Origin of the sequence: Paracoccus sp. S-4012 (assembly GCF_009674885.1) — a bacterium.
In the GTDB taxonomy this organism is placed as follows: Bacteria; Pseudomonadota; Alphaproteobacteria; order Rhodobacterales; family Rhodobacteraceae; genus Paracoccus.
This window is the reverse complement of record NZ_WKKA01000009.1, coordinates 71,982-92,334: the sequence shown is the minus strand read 5'-3', so window position 1 is coordinate 92,334 and position 20,353 is coordinate 71,982. Positions and strand designations below refer to the sequence as shown.

At 69.1% G+C, this 20,353-nt stretch carries 17 protein-coding genes and 1 tRNA gene; 9 read left to right on the top strand and 9 right to left on the bottom strand.

What is annotated here, in order from left to right; translation table 11 throughout:
* Window positions 1-71: 71 nt before the first annotated feature.
* Entirely contained in the window at window positions 72-539 is a 468-nt protein-coding gene (locus GI374_RS12945) for a hypothetical protein (RefSeq protein WP_154337488.1), read from the bottom strand.
* A 620-nt stretch (window positions 540-1,159) separates the two neighbouring features.
* Between GI374_RS12945 and GI374_RS12940 the strand changes: the two genes are divergently transcribed.
* Entirely contained in the window at window positions 1,160-1,753 is a 594-nt protein-coding gene (locus GI374_RS12940) for a hypothetical protein (protein WP_154337487.1), read from the top strand.
* Between the two features lie 272 nt (window positions 1,754-2,025).
* Here GI374_RS12940 and GI374_RS12935 read toward each other — a convergent pair whose 3' ends face one another.
* Window positions 2,026-3,633 (bottom strand): amidohydrolase family protein, encoded by a 1,608-nt coding sequence (locus tag GI374_RS12935; protein WP_229583205.1) that lies wholly within the window; start codon window positions 3,631-3,633, stop codon window positions 2,026-2,028.
* Window positions 3,634-4,592: 959 nt separating this feature from the next.
* On the opposite strand from GI374_RS12935, the gene GI374_RS12930 reads away from it, so the two are divergent.
* Window positions 4,593-4,997: a helix-turn-helix transcriptional regulator gene (locus GI374_RS12930; protein WP_154337486.1), complete on the top strand. Its 405-nt coding sequence runs from the start codon at window positions 4,593-4,595 to the stop codon at window positions 4,995-4,997.
* 208 nt (window positions 4,998-5,205) lie between these two features.
* On the opposite strand, the gene GI374_RS12925 is transcribed toward GI374_RS12930, so the two are convergent.
* Window positions 5,206-6,837, bottom strand: a complete 1,632-nt coding sequence (locus tag GI374_RS12925) for a site-specific integrase (protein WP_154337485.1) — start codon at window positions 6,835-6,837, stop codon at window positions 5,206-5,208.
* Window positions 6,838-6,935: 98 nt separating this feature from the next.
* Window positions 6,936-7,025: transfer RNA gene (locus GI374_RS12920), tRNA-Ser, on the bottom strand.
* 114 nt (window positions 7,026-7,139) lie between these two features.
* Here GI374_RS12920 and GI374_RS12915 point away from each other — a divergent pair.
* From GI374_RS12915 to GI374_RS12905, 3 genes are all read left to right on the top strand, one after another.
* Window positions 7,140-8,240, top strand: coding sequence for an NUDIX domain-containing protein (locus tag GI374_RS12915; protein WP_154337484.1), 1,101 nt, complete (start codon window positions 7,140-7,142; stop codon window positions 8,238-8,240).
* 69 nt (window positions 8,241-8,309) lie between these two features.
* A complete protein-coding gene (locus GI374_RS12910; RefSeq protein ID WP_154337483.1) occupies window positions 8,310-9,341 on the top strand; it encodes a cysteine synthase A in 1,032 nt (343 codons plus the stop codon).
* Window positions 9,341-11,875: a DUF3772 domain-containing protein gene (locus GI374_RS12905; protein ID WP_154337482.1), complete on the top strand. Its 2,535-nt coding sequence runs from the start codon at window positions 9,341-9,343 to the stop codon at window positions 11,873-11,875. Before GI374_RS12910 ends, GI374_RS12905 begins: the two co-directional genes overlap by 1 nt.
* 186 nt (window positions 11,876-12,061) lie before the next feature.
* On the opposite strand, the gene gyrA is transcribed toward GI374_RS12905, so the two are convergent.
* Window positions 12,062-14,830 (bottom strand): DNA gyrase subunit A, encoded by a 2,769-nt coding sequence (gene gyrA / locus GI374_RS12900; RefSeq protein WP_370515335.1) that lies wholly within the window; start codon window positions 14,828-14,830, stop codon window positions 12,062-12,064.
* A 68-nt stretch (window positions 14,831-14,898) separates the two neighbouring features.
* A complete protein-coding gene (locus tag GI374_RS12895; protein WP_154337481.1) occupies window positions 14,899-15,372 on the bottom strand; it encodes a disulfide bond formation protein B in 474 nt (157 codons plus the stop codon).
* Between the two features lie 109 nt (window positions 15,373-15,481).
* On the opposite strand from GI374_RS12895, the gene GI374_RS12890 reads away from it, so the two are divergent.
* A complete protein-coding gene (locus GI374_RS12890) occupies window positions 15,482-16,330 on the top strand; it encodes a neutral zinc metallopeptidase (RefSeq protein ID WP_154337480.1) in 849 nt (282 codons plus the stop codon).
* Here GI374_RS12890 and GI374_RS12885 read toward each other — a convergent pair.
* On the bottom strand, window positions 16,327-16,530 hold the full coding sequence (locus tag GI374_RS12885) for a hypothetical protein (RefSeq protein ID WP_154337479.1): 204 nt from the start codon (window positions 16,528-16,530) through the stop codon (window positions 16,327-16,329). The genes GI374_RS12890 and GI374_RS12885 overlap by 4 nt on opposite strands.
* An 87-nt stretch (window positions 16,531-16,617) precedes the next feature.
* Between GI374_RS12885 and GI374_RS12880 the strand changes: the two genes are divergently transcribed.
* A complete protein-coding gene (locus tag GI374_RS12880; RefSeq protein WP_370515334.1) occupies window positions 16,618-17,082 on the top strand; it encodes a type II toxin-antitoxin system RatA family toxin in 465 nt (154 codons plus the stop codon).
* Here the strand turns inward: GI374_RS12880 and GI374_RS12875 are convergent.
* A complete protein-coding gene (locus tag GI374_RS12875) occupies window positions 17,061-17,831 on the bottom strand; it encodes a hydroxypyruvate isomerase family protein (RefSeq protein ID WP_370515333.1) in 771 nt (256 codons plus the stop codon). The genes GI374_RS12880 and GI374_RS12875 overlap by 22 nt on opposite strands.
* A gap of 6 nt (window positions 17,832-17,837) precedes the next feature.
* The gene (locus GI374_RS12870; RefSeq protein ID WP_154337478.1) at window positions 17,838-18,401 is read right to left on the bottom strand and encodes a DUF1285 domain-containing protein; all 564 of its coding nucleotides are present in this window, start codon (window positions 18,399-18,401) and stop codon (window positions 17,838-17,840) included.
* 61 nt (window positions 18,402-18,462) lie between these two features.
* Between GI374_RS12870 and GI374_RS12865 the strand changes: the two genes are divergently transcribed.
* Together GI374_RS12865 and GI374_RS12860 are read left to right on the top strand one after the other, a co-directional pair.
* A complete protein-coding gene (locus GI374_RS12865; protein WP_154337477.1) occupies window positions 18,463-19,464 on the top strand; it encodes a MoxR family ATPase in 1,002 nt (333 codons plus the stop codon).
* Entirely contained in the window at window positions 19,461-20,339 is an 879-nt protein-coding gene (locus tag GI374_RS12860) for a DUF58 domain-containing protein (RefSeq protein WP_370515332.1), read from the top strand. Before GI374_RS12865 ends, GI374_RS12860 begins: the two co-directional genes overlap by 4 nt.
* Window positions 20,340-20,353 lie beyond the last annotated feature (14 nt).

The window sequence follows — 20,353 nt, the reverse complement described above, 5'->3', positions numbered from 1 at the left end:
CGGCCGCTCCTTGTTTTTGCGCCCCGTGCGTGGCCACCCCTGCATATCCTCCCAAGGGTGGCGCCGTCGAGCTAAGGCATCCCACTGGTTGTGTTCGCCGCAGCGCCGCCGCGGATCACCTCCTCGTAGAACGAGCTCCTGAGCCGGATCAGCGGCTGCGAGATGTAGATGAGATCGCCGTCGACGTGTCTGGAGGTAAACCGCAGATCCTCGGTGATGTAACGGTGCCACCCATCCGGGCCCGGGTCTCTGAAAGGCTCGATCTTGCACTGGCGGGTCCGTTGCTGCCCCTTCAGCTTACCGCCAGCCTCAGCCAAAGCACGTTCGATTACCTTTTTCGAATGGGCGCCAGGAACGAGGACACCATGCAGGTGCACGCGGCCGGTCACGCGCTCGGCCTCAATGACGAAGGCGACCGGCAGACCTCGGAGGCCATGCTTGTTGAGGGCCGCGTTGAGACGCTTCTCAAGGTTCCGCTTGGGATCCTTGTTGTAGAGGGTGCCGCCTTCCCGACCGATCGACAGGTTGAGCGAGAACACCCAGCCATGCTGCCTCCCGCAGGCTTGGACCGCGGCCCGAAGACGACCCGTCTTGTCGAGATCCCTCCAGCGCGGCACCAGTGGAGATCTCGGGCTGGTGATGACCACCGCGCGCTTCGTGATCCTGCTCTTCCTGGTGCGCCCGGCCGATGGGTTGGTCTTGGTTGGAGTGGGCTGTGGTATGCTTGGGTGAAGGATGCCTTGGGTGATGATGGAGCAGAGGGGAGAACCGGCCACTGCACGAGCAGGCTGCTGAAGCGGGGTTCCGCCCTGTCCATGCTGGGAGCAATTGCGAGCGAGCTGGTGGACGTTTCTGTCACCCGGCGGAGATGCTGGCGGGACGTGACGATCAGGGTCAGGGAGCCGATGATCAAATCTGCTGCAAGGATAGGCTTTCGGCATCTGCGTCTTGGTCCTGTTTGGATTTCCCTACTCGCTTTATACAATGGCTCCCATTCACCGTCGCACTGGGAAGCTGATTTTCTTCTCCAGTGCGATCCCCCCGGGAGGCAACCACCACCAAGCGGCCATGGAAACCTTGAGCGGCCCACGGTGCCGCTAGACTATCGCGCCGGCGCAAAGTAGATTGATCTACGTCGAGTGTTTAGGTAGATTTATCTATGACCACCAAGCGTGATCGCGCTTACTACGAGCGGCGCCTCAAGACCGAGCACCCGGCGACCTACCAAGAGTTGCAGCGAGGGGACTACGGTTCGCTGAACGACGCCTTGGTAGCATGTGGTTTGCGTAAGCCCCGAACCCGGCTTCATGAACTTCGCAATGCCTGGAGGAAGGCGAGCGCGACGGAGCAGAGCACGTTCCTCCGGGATCTCGGCGTCACTATTTCCCTGCCTACGGGAGCAGCGCCGCCCACGGTTCCTGCTGCCCCTGCCATGTTCGTAAACCGGCGGCTGACACCCGCAGGAAAGGCTGCCTTGCGCAGGTTCATGGATGGCAAGGGCCTCGGTATCCGGAAGGGCCAGATCATGAAGTTGGTTAACCGCAGCCCTTACGATCAGAGCTTATCCTCAGCCATGGCTCAGGGCAATCCGATCAACGAACGGACGAAGGTCGCTTGCCCGACCGGCATGGTCCTCGTTCTCACACTCAGCGCGCCGCTGGGGGCTGCAAGCGGAGGTGTCCAAGTCCCGGCGGGACAGCATCCGTTGTGTGTCCAGCACGGATTTCGCCGGTCGATCCCTTCCAGAAGTTAGCCGGGTTGGGCCGTAGAGATCTGCACCGCCTCACCGGTCCCGCTGACCGGCCATATGAACTTCCCGGCCTCCGGACGCTGGGATCCGCGAACCGGAGGCGCCGATGACGGTGTGGGCTGTCGAGATCGTCCGTGCGGCGCAGGCATCGCAGACCGAACCGACGCAACGCCCGCCCGGGAAACCGGGCGGGCAGGGCCTAGCGGCGGGGGCTCCGTTCTGACAGCGGAAAGGCGGACTTCTCTGAGAGACCAAAGGGCTGCTCCGCCGCAGCCTTATCCCTTCGCGATGATCGCCTCCAGTTCATCATGGAGCCTCAGGGCGGCCTCCGATGCGGTGGCGACGACATCGGCGGTGTCGACCATCACCGGCTGCCCGCCGCTCACCAGCACGTGGCCGTCCACGATCACCGTGTCCACGTTCGCCGGCTGGCCCGAATAGACCAGCGAGAAATAGGGATCGAGGACCGGCGCCATGTTGATGTCGGTCTTGCGCACCAGCTGGATGTCGGCCCGCTTGCCCGCTGTCAGCGACCCGATCCGGTCGCCCATGCCGAGCGCCGCGGCGCCGCCGAGCGTTGCGATCTCGACGATCCGTCGCGGCTCGAGGCTCATGCGGTCGATGTCGCCGCGCTGCTTGTGCGACCATTGCAGCGCGCGCATCACGGTGAAGAAATCTGCGGTAGCCACGGCCGAAGAGGCGTCGATGGAAAGGCCCAAGCTCGCGCCCAGATCCTCCAGTTCGGCGAACTGGATGTAACCGTTTCGGACCGTCGAATAGGGGATCTCGATTGCGGGCGACATGCTGAACTGCACGTCGCGCGAGACCATCAGTTCCCGCTCCTCCAGCGTGAAGCCCTGAGTGTGGATCATCAGGATGTCCGGTCCGAGGAGGTCGTGCCGCTCCATCAGGTCCACGAGGCCGTGGGCAGAGTTGCCGTAGTGGAGCGAGACTGGGAGCCCCCGTTCGCGCGCGAAGCGCACCTCGGCGACAAAGGTCTCGGCATCGCCGCCGCTTTGCAGAATGTCAGCCGCGGGGAGCCGGAGGTTGACGCCAAGGGTGACAAGGGGATCGGCGTCGCCCCAGTTCGAGATGACCTCCTCGACACTGGCGAAATCGAGGGTTCCGTCCCGGCCGCCGGGGCCGTGGGAGAAACGGCTGCGAATGCCGAGGCTGCGAGCCGCCTCGATCTCGGCCTCGGCGTGTTTGAGCGAGCGTGTGTTGTGAGAGAAGTTGTTGATGCAGGTCGTTCCCGACAGCAGCGCCTCGAGGACGCCGAAGCGCACCGAAGCATGGGCGTCGTCCGGCGTAGTGAGGGGTGCTGCGCGGTTCGTGGTCGGGAAATAGCCGCGCACCGGATCGTCGCCGCGGATCGAGCCGCGCAGGAACGCATTCCACAGATGCGAATGGGTATCGACGAAGCCGGGCAGGACGATCATGTCGCTGGCGTCCATCACGATGGCGCCGGGCGCATCGAGGCCTTCGCCCACGGCGACGATGGCGCCGTTGCTGATGTGAACGTCGCCGACCGCCAGATCGCCGATGTCCGGGTCCATTGAGAGGACGTGTCCCCCGCGGATCAGGATGTCGCCGCCGGCGGGCGGAGCGGTGTCCGGCTGGGTCACCGCAGTCCGGGCGATCGCGGGCTGGGCGATCGCAGTGCCCCCGACCGAGACGGCTGCGCCGAACGCCGCGGTCGCGCGCAGCAGATCGCGACGGTTTACTAGCGTTGAACTGTTCAGGTGCCCGTCATTTCCTTTGAACTTAGCCATCTCGTCCTCCCTGGGGATCGTTCGCCTGGCTCGGCGATCGCTCAGAAGCTGAGTAGGCCATTGCTTTAAACTCAAAGCAACCATGCCGCTCACCCGGGCGGGCTTTGCCATGACGGTTTGGGCCCTGGCAGGAGCAGTCGAAGAAGCTTCTCGCCTCGAACGCGGTAAAGCCGGCGCGAGAGCTGGCGGCGCTGACGAGGGTGGCCCTTCGACGCCCGGCGGGCCTCACCTGGAGTGAGGTCATGGAGCGCGGCCAGGTTGCCGACATCGAGTCCGCCCCGAGGGCACAATCCCTGCCGTGCCGCCACGGTTGATAGTCATGACTTGGCCCGCCCGCCGCTCGGCCTGAGCTAGGTCGTGCGTCGAGAAGGTCAGTCCGAGCCCTTCTTTGGCCAGCGTTATCAGCCGTCGTCGCCGGCCCCCAATTTGCTGCGGCGCGGGCGATGAGTGCAGGTCTCACCATGGCGGTGTCCTACAGAGTCCGGAAACGCAGGCTGCTGATTTATCTAGGGTCAGCACTCACAACCAGAACATGACCGTTGCAGCGATGCAGGTGGCGGCGAGAAACAGGTCGCCACATCTATCATATCGGTTGGCGATCCGACGCCAGTCTTGAGGCGGACGAACTTCTCGATGCGGTCGCGCTGCCTGTAGCGATCTCGATCCTGTGGTGCGGCGCTGCGGCGCGCTCGGCGGGCCGGAATACAGGTGATGATCTTCCGGGCGGCGAGCGCCTCCCGAAGCGGCCGACATCATAGCCCTCGTCCGCGACCAGCCAAATGGCGGGCGGCAGACCCCGCAGCAGGCGCACGCGGCGGTCATCCAAGCCCGGCCGCGGGACCTTAGAAAAAAAAACCGTCGGAGACGTTCCATCGGCGCTTCCGTCAATCAGAGATACCCGCTCATCCCGCTCCGCCCAACTGGAGAGCTTGAATCAGCCAACCGCCTCCGGATCAACCGGGTTTATGGGTCCTGACGCTAAGGTTCCTGTGCCAAGAGATCAATTCCCACCCGACCAAATACGCACATGTCTGCATAGTCTCGATACGACCTAGCTCAGAGAGTGCAACATGACCAAACCATTCCATAACACGCCAGCTGCCAACCTGCTTCGCGAGCACATCCGAGATCTCCAGGGGAGAAAGACACAATCGGAAATCGCGCGTGAGGCTGGTTTCAACAACGCCAACTTCGTCTCGCTCCTGAAGAACGGTAGCTCCAAGATTCCGCTGGATCGGGTTCCCGATCTCGCTCGAGCTATCGAAGTGGACCCCGCATTGTTGATGCGATTGTCTTTGGATCAGTCGATCGGTCCGGCAGGTGCTGCAGCGGTGATTTCGATCTTTGGGACTCCCGTTTCGAGAAATGAACTGGCCTGGCTGTCCGAGATCCGTGACGCGTCCGACAATTCTGACCCGTCGTTGACTGCCAAGGCACGGGCGATGATCAGGACGTTCTTCAAGAAGGGGTCGTGAGCCTCCTCGGTCGCGCGCGAGGCCCACCAGCGAATGCAGGGGGTCTCCTCCGCCCATTGTAAGCACGAGGGATCGGCGACGAGTTGGTCGCCACTGTGGCGAGATTTTTCTCGTGCCATCCAAGCTGCGTTGGGTTTGCGATCTCGTCGCGGCACTGGTTAGACCACAGCCGCAGCCCGCATTTCAGGACCTTGAGCAATGAGCATGCTCATGTTCTTGAAGTGGAGCGAGTGGTCAAGATCGGGATTGGGAGGCGAAAGTCGACCCGATCAAGCGCCTCCTTCATGCGCTTGATCGGTGCCTCGTGAATATAGACGGCAGCGGCAGACTGGTCCTCATGTCCGGCGATCAGGTCTGCAAGCTCACGAGTGCAACCCGAGCGGACCAGCTCGGTCTTCAGGTTGTGCCGAAACGAATGGAAGACCTTGCGCGCGTCCATGATGCCAACCGTCTTCCGGAACGTCCGAAGAAACCAGTTGTTTACCTTGTCCTCGGGCTCCCAGTCTGGGAACAGGCGGGATTCGTTCTGGCTGCGCAGCTTAGCGACATACGCGAGCAAGCCGATTTGAAGCAAGTCCTTGTGGATCGGCACCAAGCGTTTGCTCCGCCTGTTCTTCGTGGCCTCTCGCAAATCGAAGACAGGGACACCCTGCTCCTCTCGAACATCAGCTAGCTTGATTTTTCGGAACTCTGAAGACGATCGTGCCCCGGTGTAGAGCGCCATCAGAACTGCCCATTGCCGGGTTTCGTAGCGCGACGGGTCGTTAAACATGGGGTGTCCGAAAATGCGCTGCAATTCTTCCTGGTCAAACGGAAGTCGGGTTGGTTCCTTGTGAACCGCGCTCCCCGTGTCCACACGGACACCGAGCGCCGGGTTTATGTCGATGAAGCCATTGTTTGCGCCCCATTGCAGAATGCTCGACAGATGCGACAGCCACTTCATGTTGATCGTCTGCGGGTCCAGCGTCTCGAATGGCTTTTCGCGCTTCTTGTTGGCCTTGATCGCCTGGGGCAGCATCAGGCCTTTGAACCGCAGAGTGTAGCGGGTGGGCGTTTCTAGCAGGGCCTGCTTGTAGGCGATGATCTTCTGCTTCGTGATAGACCGGACCGGCACGGTCTGACCCAGGAACTCCTCGAACATGCGGACGGCCCCCTTGTGCTCATCCATCGTCTTCTGCGCGAGAGATCGCCCGCCAGCGCTTCGCTCGTTGTGGAATGCGCCAAGGAGGTCGGAGAGGGTGGGACCGCCCTTGCGTTCAGCGGGGGCCATTACCGCGGGCTCAGGGTCCGGGGCGGTCAGCAGCGGGCTCGCCGGTTCACCGGGCTTCACGCGGCCGTCATCGCGCTCTTGGAACCGGGCGAGGGCGTCAAGCTGAACCTCCGCGAGAGCGCGCAACAAGACATGCCGGGGAACGTCTGGTGCGAAGCCCTTGCCGGCGAGATCGTCAGCAGCATAGCCGACCAGCGCCTCGAGCTCTTCGCGCCCGTCGGTGCCGCTCAGGGCGAGGCGCAGCCGGTTCGCATAGACCGGCCGGGATGCCTTCATGAAGTCGTTTGCGCCGCCCGGTGCCAGCCGCTCACGGTCATCGGCAACCAACTCGGCCTGATAGTGCAGCTTGGCTGCACTCGTGAGGGTGGGCCGGCCCGCCTCATACGCCTCGCGAGCTTCGTCCAGGATCGCGTGGAAGCGGTTCAGGACCGCGAGGGCCTGCCGCTCGGCCTGACGCTTGTCGGTGCCGAGGGGCGCGACCAGCTCCCGCATGTTGAGGATCGGCCGCAGCTCCTCCGGGACGGTCATACGGGCGACCCAGCGCCCGCGGACGTGCTGAACGTGCTTCATGCCTTGCCCCTGTTTGTAGCGGGATTTGTAGCAAGGCTTGTAGCGCGAACCCCAGCAATGCAAGGAAGATCAGCGTCTGCTGGGCACAAAAGTATGGATGGCGGAGAGGGTGGGATTCGAACCCACGGAACCCGTGAAGGCTCAACGGTTTTCGAGACCGCCCCGATCGACCACTCCGGCACCTCTCCGCGCTTGGGGTGGTGGCGCGGATGTAGAGGGCTGCGGGTTGCGGTGCAAGTGCTTTTCCCGGAAGGCCGGCGCGGTGCCGGGCGGCGGTGCGCGGTGGGCGAGAGGGCGGCGGCATGGCGGCGGGTGGGGAGGCGGTTTTGCTGGTCGGGGTTCTGGCCGGCGACGCCATGGCGGAGGCGCTTGGGCTCGAGGGCGAGAGGGTGGCGCTGACGGGAAGGCTCGGCGGCGGGGGCCGGGCCGGGGTGGAGGTCGGCGGCTGGCCGGTGCTGCTGCCGGGGTCGGGCGAGGTTCCGGCGCGGCGGGTCGCCGCCTCGGAGGGGCTCGACCGCTATGCGGCGGTCTTCGGCCTCGAGGCGGTGGAGACGCCCGCAGGGCCGGGCCTCGGCCTCTCCCCGCGGCGCGGCGAAGCGACGGCTTCGGTCACTCCGCCCGACCACGACCTCGCCGCCGCCATCGCCGGCGAGATCCTCGCCGCGCCTCCCGGCATGACCGCCGACGCCCTCCGGCGACGCCTGCCCCAGATCGCTGTCGCCGCCGCATCGCGGCTGCGCGGGGCGGCCGAGCGGCGGTCGGACCCCGGTGGCCTGCTGCCGCCGGTCCGGCCGGACAACTGGCGGCTCGTCAAGCGGCGGATGCTTCATGCCGGGCATTTCGCGGTGGAGGAACTCGACCTGGTCCACCGCCGCCATGACGGCCGCATGGGGCCGCGCCTCACGCGCGAGGTCTTCGTCGCGGGCGATGCGGTGACGGTGCTGCCCTGGGACCCGGCGCGCGACCGGGTGCTGGTCATCGACCAGTTCCGCGCCGCCGTGGCGGCCCGCGGCGAGGCGCAGCCCTGGATGCTGGAGCCGATCGCCGGCCGCATCGATCCCGGCGAGACGCCGGCGGAGACCGCCATCCGCGAGGCGGAAGAGGAAGCGGGGCTGAACCTCGATCCCGCGCGCCTCGTGGCGGGGCCTGCGGGCTATGCCTCGCCGGGATCGTTCAACGAATACATCTACAGCTTCATCGCGCTCTGCGACCTGCCGGACGATGCCGGGGGCCTCGGCGGGCTCGAGACCGAGGCCGAGGACATCCGCGCCCATTTGCTGCCGCGGGCGGCGCTGACGCGGATGGCGCGGGCGGGGGAGTTGCCCAATTCCCCGCTCACGCTTCTCGCCCTGTGGCTGGCGCTCGAGGCGTCGGGGCTGCAGCGGCGCGCCGGAACCGCGTGAGGCGGGGCAGGGTTGCCGCGCGGGGAGGGCGCCGGTAAGCCTTGGCCCGATCCCTTGCGAGGTGCCGCGATGCTGACCAGTCCCGACCTTGCGGCCGCCGTCGGCCGCACGCCGCTGATCCGGCTCAAGCGCGCCTCCGAGGAGACCGGCTGCGAAATCTGGGGCAAGGCCGAATGGATGAACCCCGGCGGCTCGGTCAAGGACCGCGCGGCGCTGTGGATCATCCGCGACGCGGTGGCGAAGGGCGAGCTGCGGCCCGGCGGCACCATCGTCGAGGGGACGGCGGGCAACACCGGCATCGGGCTCGCCACCATCGGCGCCTCGATGGGCTTCCGCACCGTCATCGTCATCCCCGAGACCCAGAGTCAGGAGAAGAAGGACGCGCTGCGCCTCGCGGGCGCGCGTCTGGTCGAGGTGCCCGCGAAACCCTACCGCGACCCCGACAACTATGTGCGCTACTCGGGCCGGTTGGCCGAGGCGCTCGCCGCTTCCGAGCCGGGAGGCGCGATCTGGGCCAACCAGTTCGACAACCCGGTGAACCGCGCCGCCCATGCCGAGACCACCGGCCCCGAAATCTGGGAGCAGACCGGCGGCCGCGTCGACGGCTTCACCTGCGCGGTCGGTTCGGGCGGCACGATCGCCGGGGTGGCCGATGCGTTGCAGCCGAGGGGCGTGAAGATCGGCCTCGCCGATCCCGAGGGCGCGGCGCTTTACAGCTACTACACCACCGGGGCCTTCGAGGCGCCCGGCAACTCGATCACCGAAGGCATCGGGCAGGGGCGCGTCACCGCCAACCTCGAGGGCTTCCGCCCCGACATGGCGTGGCGCATCCCGGACGCCGAGGCGCTGCCGTTCCTGTGGGATCTCGCGCGCGAGGAGGGGATGATCCTCGGCGGTAGTTCCGCGATCAACGTCGCGGGCGCGGTGCGCATGGCGCGCGAGATGGGCCCGGGGCACACCATCGTCACCGTGCTCTGCGACAGCGGCAGCCGCTACATGGGCAAGCTGTGGAACCCGGCCTTCCTGCGCGAGAAGGGCCTGCCGCTGCCCGAATGGCTGGTGGACGAGCCCGCCCCCGTGCCGGACATGCGTGAGGGCTGATGTCGGCCACAGCCTTTCCGGTCGTGCAGGTCAGGACCCTGATCCTGGCGCTTCTGCTCGGCCTCGCTGCGGCACTGGCGGCGGCGGCGCAGACGCCGGGGCCGGACTACACGGCCTGGGAGAACTTTGCCGAACGGGCCGAGGCGGCGCTCGACGGGGGTGACCTCGGCGATGGCGAGCTGCAGCGGCTGCGGGCGGATGTCGTGGACTGGCGAGCGCAGTTTCTCGCCGCGCAGAATGTCAGGTCGACGCGGCTGGCCACGCTGCGCGACCAGGTCGCGGCGCTCGGGCCACCCCCGGCGGAGGGCGCCGAGGAGGCCGCCGACGTTGCGGCACGGCGCGCCGACCTGCGCGCCGAGATCGAGGTCGAGCAGGCGCCGGCGCTGCGCGCGACAGAGGCCTATGGCCGCGCCGACGGCCTCGTGGCGCAGATCGACCGCGCCCGGCGCGGGCTGCAGGCGACCGCGGTGCTGCGCCAGACGCCCTCGCCGCTGCTGCCATCGAGCTGGGCGGCCGCGCTCGGCGATGGCATGGCGCTGCTGACGGGCCTCGTGACCGACACGCAGGCCGCCCTCACCGAGACCGCGTTCGGCCCGCGCGCCGCGCAGTCGCTGCTGCTGCTGGCCGTGGCGGTGCTGCTGCTGACCGCAGGCCGCGCCTGGGTGGACCGGCTGCCGGCCCGCCTCTCGGCCCGGCTCTCGCCGGGGGCCTCGGGGGCGGTGGATTTCCTGGCCTCGCTCGGCCAGATCGTGCTGCCGGTCGCGGGCGTCTGGCTGGTGGCGCTTGCCTTCGACCGCGGCGGCCTCGTCGGCGACTGGGGGAGGCCGTTCCTGCATGCGGCGCCGGTCGCGGGCTTCAGCTTCTTCGCCGGCCGCTGGATCGCACAGAACCTGCTGCCGCCCCACCCCGACGAGCCCGCGATCCTCGAACTCAAGCCGCCGCGGCGGCACCGGGCCCGGCGCAAGGCGATCGTCCTCGCGGCCGCCTTCGCGCTCTACCAGCTGCTGTCGCGCGCGATGCTGCCGCTGGCGGGCATCGACCACGAGGATGCGGATTTCTCCAGCGTCCCGGTGATCTTCTCGGACGCCGCGGGCGGGGTCTGGCACCTGCCGATGATCCTCGTGGGCTCGTTCGCGCTCCTCCGCCTCGGTCATCTGCTGCGGCGGCCGGAGCCGGGGGACACGGCCGAGCTGATGCCGCCGCTGGACCGCGTCTTCGCCGCCGCCGCAAGCCTCTCGAGGCTCGTGGCGCTGATCGCGCCGCTGGCCGCGCTGCTTGGCTGGACCTCGCTGGCCAACGCGATCCTGTGGCCCACGGCGATCACGCTGGCGGTGATCGGCGTCGTGCTGCTCCTCCAGAAGTTCATCGCCGACCTGTGGCTGCTCATCACCGGCTCGCGCGAGGGGGCGAACACGGCGCTTGCGCCGGTGCTGATCGGGTTCGGGCTGGTCCTCGCGGCTTTCCCGGTCCTGGCCCTCGTCTGGGGCGCGCGGGTGGAGGATCTGGCCGAGGTCTGGACGCGGGCAGGGCAGGGCCTCGCGATCGGCACTTTCCGCCTCTCGCCCGGCGCGATCCTGACCTTCTTCATCGTGTTCAGCGTCGGCTACGCGATCACGCGCGTGGTGCAGAGCGCCTTCCGCAATTCGATCCTGCCGCGCACCCGGATGGACAGGGGCGGCCAGTCGGCGATCGTCTCGGGGCTCGGCTATCTGGGGATCGTCATGGCGGCGATCATCGCAATCCTCGCCGCCGGGATCGACCTCAGCTCGCTGGCGATCGTCGCCGGTGCGCTTTCGGTCGGGATCGGCTTCGGCCTGCAGAACGTGGTGTCGAACTTCGTCTCGGGCATCATCCTGCTGATCGAGCGGCCGGTCACGGTCGGCGACTGGGTCCGCGTGGGGGGGGCCGAGGGCTATGTGCGCAAGATGTCGGTGCGCTCGACCCAGATCCAGACCTTCGACCGCACGATCGTGGTGGTGCCGAACCAAGACTTCATCGCCAAGGAGGTGACGAACTGGACCCGCGGCACCTCCGCCGGCCGGATCATCGTGCGGGTGCCGGTGGCGCATGGCAGCAACACCCGCCGCGTCGCGGCCATGCTGCAGGAGATCGCCGAGGACCAGCCCACGGTGCTGATCGAGCCCGCCCCCTCGACGGTGTTCATGGGCTTCCACGCCGATGGCCTCGACTTCGAGATCCGCGCGGTGCTGTCGGACATCAACCAGGGCCTGTCGGTCTCGAGCGAGATCCGCCACCAGATCATCGAGCGCTTCGCGGCCGAGGGCATCCAGATCCCCTTTGCCCAGCGCGACGTCTGGGTGCGCAACCCCGAGGCGCTGCCGGCGCCGGTGCCCCCGGTCGTGGGGGCGGGCGATGCGCGCGAGGACGCCGAGCGGCAGGGGCCGAAGCGGCCCCGCGCCAGGCGGGAGGAGGACGACGAGCTCGATCCGCGGATCGCCGGGGCGAGCGCGAGCGGGCTCGAGGACGCAGGGGATGATGGCGACGGGGACGGGGACGGGCCGGGGCAGCGGTGAGGGTTCACGAGGGCGGCCCGCGGGTTGCCGAACCGGGATGGGGCGCGATGTGAGCCCGCCCGCAGCCGGTCCGCGCGGCGCCCCGCCCGCAGCCCTCACCGCCGAGAGGGCAGGGAGCAGGTCTCGCGGGATGGTGCCGTCAGCGCCCGTTCCCCTTGCGGGGCCGGGCCTCGGAAGCCTGTCGCCTCACGCCCCCTCGACCTCCCCGTTGCCGCCGTTTTCCCCGTTCTCGGGCACGCCCGTCTCCGCCACCCGCGCGACCGACACCACTTCCTCGCCCTCGGCCGCATTCAGTAGCCGCACGCCCCCGGCCGAGCGCGAGCGGAAGCTGATGCCGTCCACCGGCACCCGGATCGACTGCCCCGATGAGGTCGCGAGCATGATCTGGTCGTCGCGCTCGACCGGGAAGGAGGCGACCAGCGGGCCGCCGCGCATCGCGCGGTCCATCGCCATCACGCCCTGACCGCCGCGCCCGCGCACCGGGTAGTCGTGCGAGCTGGACAGCTTGCCCGACCCGCGCGCCGTCACCGTCAGGATCAGATCCTCATGCGCCGACATCTCGGCATAGCGCTCGGGCGAGATCGGGCCTTCGGCCACGGCCTCGTCCTCATCGGGCTCGGCCCCATCGTCCAGCGCGCCCTCGACCGCGCGGCGCATGCGGATGTAGGTCGCCCGCTCTTCCGGGGTCGCCTCGAAGTGGCGGATGACCGACATGCTGACGACCTCGTCGCCCTTGGCAAGGCGGATGCCGCGCACGCCGGTCGAATCGCGGCCCTTGAAGACCCGCACGGCGGTCGTGGGGAAGCGGATCGCGCGGCCCAGCGCCGTCACCAGCATCACGTCGTCACCCTCATCGGCGATGCGGGCGTTCACCAGCCGCACACCCTCGGGCAGCTTCATGGCGATCTTGCCGTTCCTCATGACGTTGGTGAAATCGCTCAGCGCATTCCGCCGCACGTCCCCGTCGGAGGTGGCGAAGACGATCTGCAGCGCGTCCCACTCGTCCTGCGGCGCATCCACCGGCATCAGCGCGGCGATCCCGGTCCCGGAGGTGATCGGCAGCAGGTTGACCAGCGCCTTGCCGCGCGTCGCCCGCCCGCCCAGCGGCAGCCGCCAGGTCTTGAGGCGGTAGACCATGCCGTCGGTGGTGAAGAACAGAAGCTCGGTATGCGTGTTGGCGACGAAGAGGGTCGTCACCACGTCGTCGTCCTTCATCGACATGCCCGACAGGCCCTTGCCGCCGCGCCGCTGGGCGCGGAACTCGGCCAGCGCGGTGCGCTTGATGTAGCCGCCGGAGGTGATCGTCACGACCATCTCCTCGCGCTCGATCAGGTCCTCGTCGTCGAGGTCGCCCGCCCATTCGCCGATCTCGGTCCGGCGCGGCACGGCGAAAAGCTCCTTCGCCTCGCGCAGTTCGTCACCGATGATGCCCATGATCCGCTCGCGCGAGGCAAGGATGGCGAGGTAGTCGCGGATCGCCTCGGCCAGCGCCTTCAGCTCGTCCGTGACCTCCTGCACCCCCATCGCCGTCAGACGCTGCAGCCGCAGGTCGAGGATCGCGCGGGCCTGCGCCTCCGAGAGGTTGTAGGTCCCGTCCTCGTTCACCGGATGGCGCGGGTCGTCGATCAGGCGCAGGTATTCGATGATGTTCTTTGCCGGCCAGCGGCGCTCCATCAGTCGCGCGCGCGCCTCCGCCGGGTCTGCCGAGGCGCGAATGGTGGCGACCACCTCGTCCACGTTCGAGACCGCCACCGCGAGGCCGCAGAGGATGTGGCTGCGCTCGCGGGCACGGTTCAGCTCGAACGCGGTGCGGCGGGCGACGACCTCCTCGCGGAAGCTCAGAAAGTGCGTGAGGAAGTCGCGCAGCGTCAGCTGCTCGGGGCGGCCGCCGTTCAGCGCCAGCATGTTGGCGCCAAAGCTGGTCTGCATCGGCGTGAAGCGCCACAGCTGGTTCAGCACCACGTCGGCCGTGGCATCCCGGCGCAGTTCGATCACGACCCGCACGCCGGTGCGGTCGCTCTCGTCCTGGACATGGGCGATGCCCTCGATCCGCTTCTCCTTGGCCAGTTCCGCGATGCGCTCGATCATCGTGGCCTTGTTGACCTGATAGGGGATCTCGTCGAGGACGATGACCTCGCGCCCGCCGCGTCCGGTCTCCATGTGGACCTTGGCGCGGATCACGATGCTGCCGCGCCCCTCCAGATAGGCCTTCCGCGCGCCCGAGCGGCCGAGGATCACGCCGCCGGTCGGGAAGTCCGGGCCGGGGATGATCTCCATCAGCCGCTCGGTCGCGATGTCGGGCTGGGCGATCAGCGCGAGGCAGGCGTCCACGACCTCGCCGAGGTTGTGGGGCGGGATGTTGGTCGCCATGCCGACGGCGATGCCGCCCGCGCCGTTGACCAGCATGTTGGGGAACCGCGCCGGCAGGACGGTCGGCTCGCGGTCCTTGCCGTCGTAGTTGTCTTGGAAGTCGACCGTGTCCTTGTCGATGTCGGCCAGCAGCCAGTTCGCCGCCTTGGCCATGCGGACCTCGGTATAGCGCATCGCCGCCGCCGGGTCGCCGTCCATCGAGCCGAAGTTGCCTTGCCCGTCGAGCAGCGGCAGGCTCATCGAGAAATCCTGCGCCATCCGCACGAGCGCGTCGTAGATCGAGGCGTCGCCATGCGGGTGATACTTGCCCATGACGTCGCCCACCGGGCGGGCGGACTTGCGGTAGGGCTTGTCGAAGGTGTTGCCGGTCTCGCCCATGGCGAACAGGATGCGCCGGTGGACGGGCTTCAGCCCGTCGCGCAGGTCCGGGATCGCGCGGCTGACGATCACCGACATGGCGTAGTCGAGATAGGCCGAGCGCATCTCCTCGGCGATGTCGATCACCGGGCCGTCATGCGCCATCGGCACGCGCTCGGGCGCGCCGTCATCCTCGTCTTCGGGCGGATTTTCGGGGGTGTCGGCCACGGGCGGAACCTCAACATCTTGTTGCGGCGGGGTCTATCATCCGCTGGAGGTCGTGGCAAATGCCCTGCTTACGCGCGCCGCCATGCGATGAGCCAGACCACCGCGAGGACGGCCGAGAGAACGCCGTTCCACACCGCCATGCTGAAGCCGAGGATCAGCACCGCCGGCTCGTCGCAGCGGATCACCGGCGCTGCCTCTATCCGGGCCAGCAGGTCCTGAACCGACAGCGCGCCAATCCCCGCCGCGCCGCCGCTGCAGGCGGCCGGGCCGGCCCACCAGTCGAACTCGATCCCGGCGTGATAGACCGAGATGCCCACCACCGCGACCATCGCCGCCGCGCCGAGCAGCGCCCAGAAGCGCGCGCCGCCCGTGATCCACGCGACGACCGCCACCACGATCGCCGCCACATGCGGCCAGCGGGCGGTGATGCAGAGCGCGCAGGGCGCGTAGCCCGCCCACTGGAAGCCGAAGGCTGCGAGCAGCAGCAGGGCCGAGCCGGCGCCGGCAAGGGCCATGATCTGGCGGCGGTCGAGGTCGGGCATGTCGCCTCCTGAAGGAACGCGCCCGAGGTGCGCCGCGCGGGTCCGGCCGTCAAGCGGAACCGCGCGGGAGAGCCGGCGTTGCCGGGTGACAAAGCTGGGAGGACGGCGCATGGAATGGCGCGGACGGCGCGGCAGCAGCAACATCGACGACCGGCGCGGCATGACCGCGGGCGGCGTCGGCGGCCTCGGCCTCGTGGGCACGCTGGTCGTCCTGGCGGTCGGCTGGTTCTTCGGCGTGGACATCTCACCGCTGGTCAGCGGGATGCAGGAGGACGTGCCTGTCTCGGGCGGGCAACGCGACCTGACGGCGGCCGAGCGCGAGGCCGGGCAATTCGTCTCGGCGGTCCTCGGCTCGACCGAGGAGGTCTGGAACCAGGTCCTGCCCGATCAGGCGGGCACCGCCTACCGCGAGCCGGTGCTGGTCCTCTACGCTGGCGTGGTGCAGTCCGCCTGCGGCAGCGGCTCCTCGGCCATGGGACCGTTCTACTGCCCGGGCGACCACCGGGTCTATCTCGACACCTCGTTCTTCGCGCAGATGCGCGACCGCATGGGCGCCGGGGGCGACTTCGCCTACAGCTACGTGATCGCGCATGAGGTCGGGCACCACGTCCAGAACCTGCTCGGCATCCTGCCGCAGGTGAACCAGCTGCGGGCGCGCGCGTCGCGGGGCGACAGCAACTACCTGTCGGTCCTGACCGAGCTTCAGGCCGACTGCTTCGCCGGCATCTGGGGCCGGCAGGCGGTGCATTCCCTTGCCATCACCCGCGAGGATCTGGAGGAGGCGATGACCGCCGCCGCAGCCGTGGGCGACGACGTGCTGATGGAAAGCGCCGGCCGCACGCCGGTCCCGGACAGCTTCACCCACGGCTCGGCCGCCGACCGGCAGGACTGGTTCGGTCGCGGCTTTCAGTCGGGCGAACTGGCGCGGTGCAACACCTTCGGCGAAGCGGGGCTCTAGCGCTGCGCCGCAGGCGGCAGTTGCAGATGCGGGCGCCGCCCCTGCGGCTCCATCTGCGCCCACTCTGGCCAGACGCCGAAATGATCCGCGCCCGCGATGGCCACCGCAATCGCGATGGCACCGAAGACCAGCATCACCGTCCGCGCCGAGGGCGGGTTCCGCGCCCAGCGGGATGCGCGCAGCAGCCAGATCAGGTTCATCGCCTCGTCTCTCCCTTCCGCCGGGCGTGACTTGATCTTTGCGCCGCCCGCGGTCAAGCCTGCACCCCGCGCCAGCAGGAGCGACCCGTGCCCAAGTTCGCCGACACCCGCCGCGTCCCCTGGACCGCCGAAGAGATGTATGCCCTCGTCGCCGATGTCGAGCGCTACCCCGACTTCCTGCCGTGGAACAGCGCCGCCCGGATCCGCTCGCGCCGCGAAGGCGAGAGGCCCGGCACCGAGGTCATCGAGGCCGACATGGTCATCAGCTTCAAGCTCTTCCGCGAGAAGTTCGGCAGCCGCGTCACTCTCGATCCCGAGGGGCTGGACATCGACACCCGCTACCTCGACGGCCCGTTCAAGTTCCTGCACTCCGGCTGGACCTTCCGCGACCTGCCCGAAGGCGGCTCGGAGGTGGATTTCCACGTCGATTTCGAGTTTCGGAATGCGATCCTGCAGAAGGTGATCGGAGTGGTGTTCGGCGAGGCGATGTCGCGGATCGTGCGCGCGTTCGAGGACCGCGCGCGGAAACTCTACGGTCCCGGCGCGGGCTGACCCTCGATCCAGCGCAGCCCGGCCTCGGTGGTCGTGCGCGGCGAGTATTCCGCGCTGACCCAGCCGCGATAGCCCGAGGCGTCGACGGCGCGGAAGAAGGCCGGGTAGTCGATCTCGCCGCCCCGCGGCTCGTGCCGCCCCGGCGCGCCGGCGATCTGGACGTGTCGCACGAAGGGATGATGCACCGCCCACAGCGCCTCGATGTCGCGCGCGATCATGTGCGCGTGGTAGGCGTCGAAGAGCAGCCCCAGGTTCGGCGCCGCCACCGCATCGATCACCGCGCGGGCATGATCGAAATCGGCCAAAAAGTAGCCCGGCAGGTCGGTCGGGTTCACCGGCTCGATCACGAGGCTCGCATGCGGCGCGCGGGCGGCGGCCCAGCGGAGATTGTCCACGAACACGCCCTCGGCGCGCGGATCGTCGGTCTTGCCGGCCATGATGTGGATGTGGCGCGCCTGCAGCGCCTCGGCGAAGCGCAGCGCCCGGTCGAAATCGTGGCGGAAGCGCGCCTCGCGCCCCGGCTCGGCGGCGAAGCCGCGCGGACCGCCGGCCCAGTTCGGCGGCGGCGTGTTCAGGGCCACGAAGTCCAGCCCCGCGGCGCGGCAGCCCTGACGGATCTCGGCAACGGCGAAGTCGTAGGGAAAGAGGATCTCGACCCCCTCGAAGCCCGCCTCCCGCGCGGCCTCGAAGCGGCGCTCCATGGGGAGTTCGGTGAAGAGATAGGTCAGATTCGCTGCAAAGCGCGCCACGATGGATCAGTCCTCCAGCGGAAAGCTGGCGCCCTGCGACGCGAGCCGCAGCCGCCCGTCCGGGCCGGGCGCCGCCGCCTCGACCAGCCGGTAGAAGGTCTTGCGGTCGATCAGCGCCTCGAGGCCGCGGCGGATATGGACATAGGGGCGGGGCGTGCCGTCCGCCGCCGTCTCGACCCGGATCGGATCCTCCGGCCCGGCCGTCACGCGGTCGCCCAGATTCGTCGTGAAGGTGATCGCTGTCGCGCCGATCTCGGCATCCACGGCGACGAAGGGCGCGTCCTCGACCCGGATGCCGACCTTCTCGACGGGCGTCACGAGGAAGAACCGCCCGTCCTCGCGTTTCAGCACCGAGGCGAACAGGCGCACCATCGCCGGGCGGCCGATGGGTGTGCCCTGATAGAACCACGTTCCGTCGGCGCGGATCTCCATGTCCAGCTCGCCGCAATAGGGCGGGTCCCACAGATGCACCGGCGCCGGGCCGCGGCCTCCGGCCTCGCGCGCCGCGGCCATGATGGCGGAGGTCTGATCCCGCGGCGCGTCGCCGGCGGTCCTGTCGGGCTCTGTCATCGCTGGCGGGCCTCGTCCTGTCGCACTAAGCTTGCGCCTAGACCAGAACGGGGGCCGTGTCATGCCGGGCGATGAGGAATTGGTTGATGCGGTCGCGGATCTCGGGCGGAAGCTCGCCGCCGCCCGCGCGAGCATCGAGCGCCGCTTCGTCGGCCAGCACGCAGTGGTCGAGCAGGTGCTCTGCGCGATCCTCGCCGGCGGCCATGCGCTGCTCGTCGGGCAGCCGGGCCTCGGCAAGACCATGCTGGTGGACACGCTCGGCACGGTGCTGGGCCTCGACACCGCGCGCATCCAGTTCACGCCCGACCTGATGCCCGCCGACATCCTCGGCTCCGAGGTCCTGGACCAGGACGCCGAGGGCCGCCGCGCCTTCCGCTTCGTGCAGGGTCCGGTCTTCACGCAGCTCCTGATGGCCGACGAGATCAACCGCGCCAGCCCCCGCACCCAGTCGGCGCTGCTGCAGGCAATGCAGGAGGGCGAGGTCACCATCGCGGGCGCCCACCGGCCGCTGGGCCGCCCGTTCCATGTGCTGGCGACCCAGAACCCGATCGAGCAGGAGGGCACCTATCCGCTGCCCGAGGCGCAGCTCGACCGCTTCCTGATGCAGATCGACGTCGGCTATCCCGACCGCGCGACCGAGCGCGAAATCCTGATCGCCACGACCGGCCTTCTGGACGAGGCGCCCCATGCGGTGCTGGACCCCGCATCGCTGATTGCGGCGCAGCGCCTGATCCGCCGGATGCCCGCGGGCGAGAGCGTGGTGACGGCGATCCTCGACCTCGTGCGCGCGCTGCGTCCGGGGGAGGCGGATGCGAGCGCATGGGCCGGGGACGCGCTGACCTGGGGGCCGGGGCCGCGCGCGGCGCAGGCGCTGATGCTGGTCACGCGCGCCCGCGCCGCCGCTGACGGCCGGTTTGCGCCGACGCTGGACGACGTGGCGGCGATGGCGGCGCCGGTGCTGCGGCACCGCATGGCGCTCGGCTACGCCGCCCGTGCGCGCGGCGAGACGATCGAGGCCCTGATCGCGCGGGCGGTGGACAGCCGGCTGGGACAGGCCGCGTGAGCGATGCCCCCGATCCCGCCGCGGACCTCCGCAGCCGGGCCGAGGCGGCGGCCGGGGCGCTTCCGGCGCTGATCCTCGCGGCCGAGCGGCTCTCGGCGACCGTGCGCCCCGGCGCGCATGGGCTGCGCCGCCCCGGACCAGGGGAGGAGTTCTGGCAATACCGTCCCGCGGCCGCCACCGACGACGCCCGCGCGGTGGACTGGCGCCGCAGCGCGCGCTCGGACCTGACCTTCGTGCGCGACCGCGAGCGGGTCAGCCCCCGCGCCGCGCATCTGTGGGTCTCGGCCGGGGCGGGGATGGACTGGCGCGGGAGGGCCGACCGCCCGACCAAGGCCGACCGCGCGCGGCTGCTGGCCCTCGCCCTCGGCCTGCTGCTCCTGCGCGGCGGCGAGCGGGTGGGCGTGCTGGGCCACCCCGCCACCGCCGGACGGACGCAGGCCGAACGGATCGCTCGCGACCTCGCGGCGCTGCCCGCCGATGCCGCCGACGCCGATGCCCCGCCGACCGCGCCGGTGCGCGGGGGCGAGACGCTGATCCTGATTTCCGACTTCATGGGCGACCCGGCCCCGGTCGAGGACACCCTCGCCCGCGCCGCCGGGGCAGGGGCCACGGGCGCGCTCCTGCAGGTGCTGGACCCCGACGAGGAGGGGTTCCCCTATGCGGGCGCAGTCCTCTTCCGCTCCGCCTCCGGGCGGCTCTCGCACGATACCCGGGACGCGGGCGGCCTGCGCGACGCCTATCTCGACCGCCTCGCCGCCCGCCGCGCGCGCCTCGACGCGGTAGCGCAGGCCGCGGGCTTTCGCTTCGGCATCCACCTGACCGCCAGCCCGCCCGCCGAGGCGCTGCTCTGGCTCGCCGCCGCCCTCGAGGCCTGAGGTGACGCGCGCGC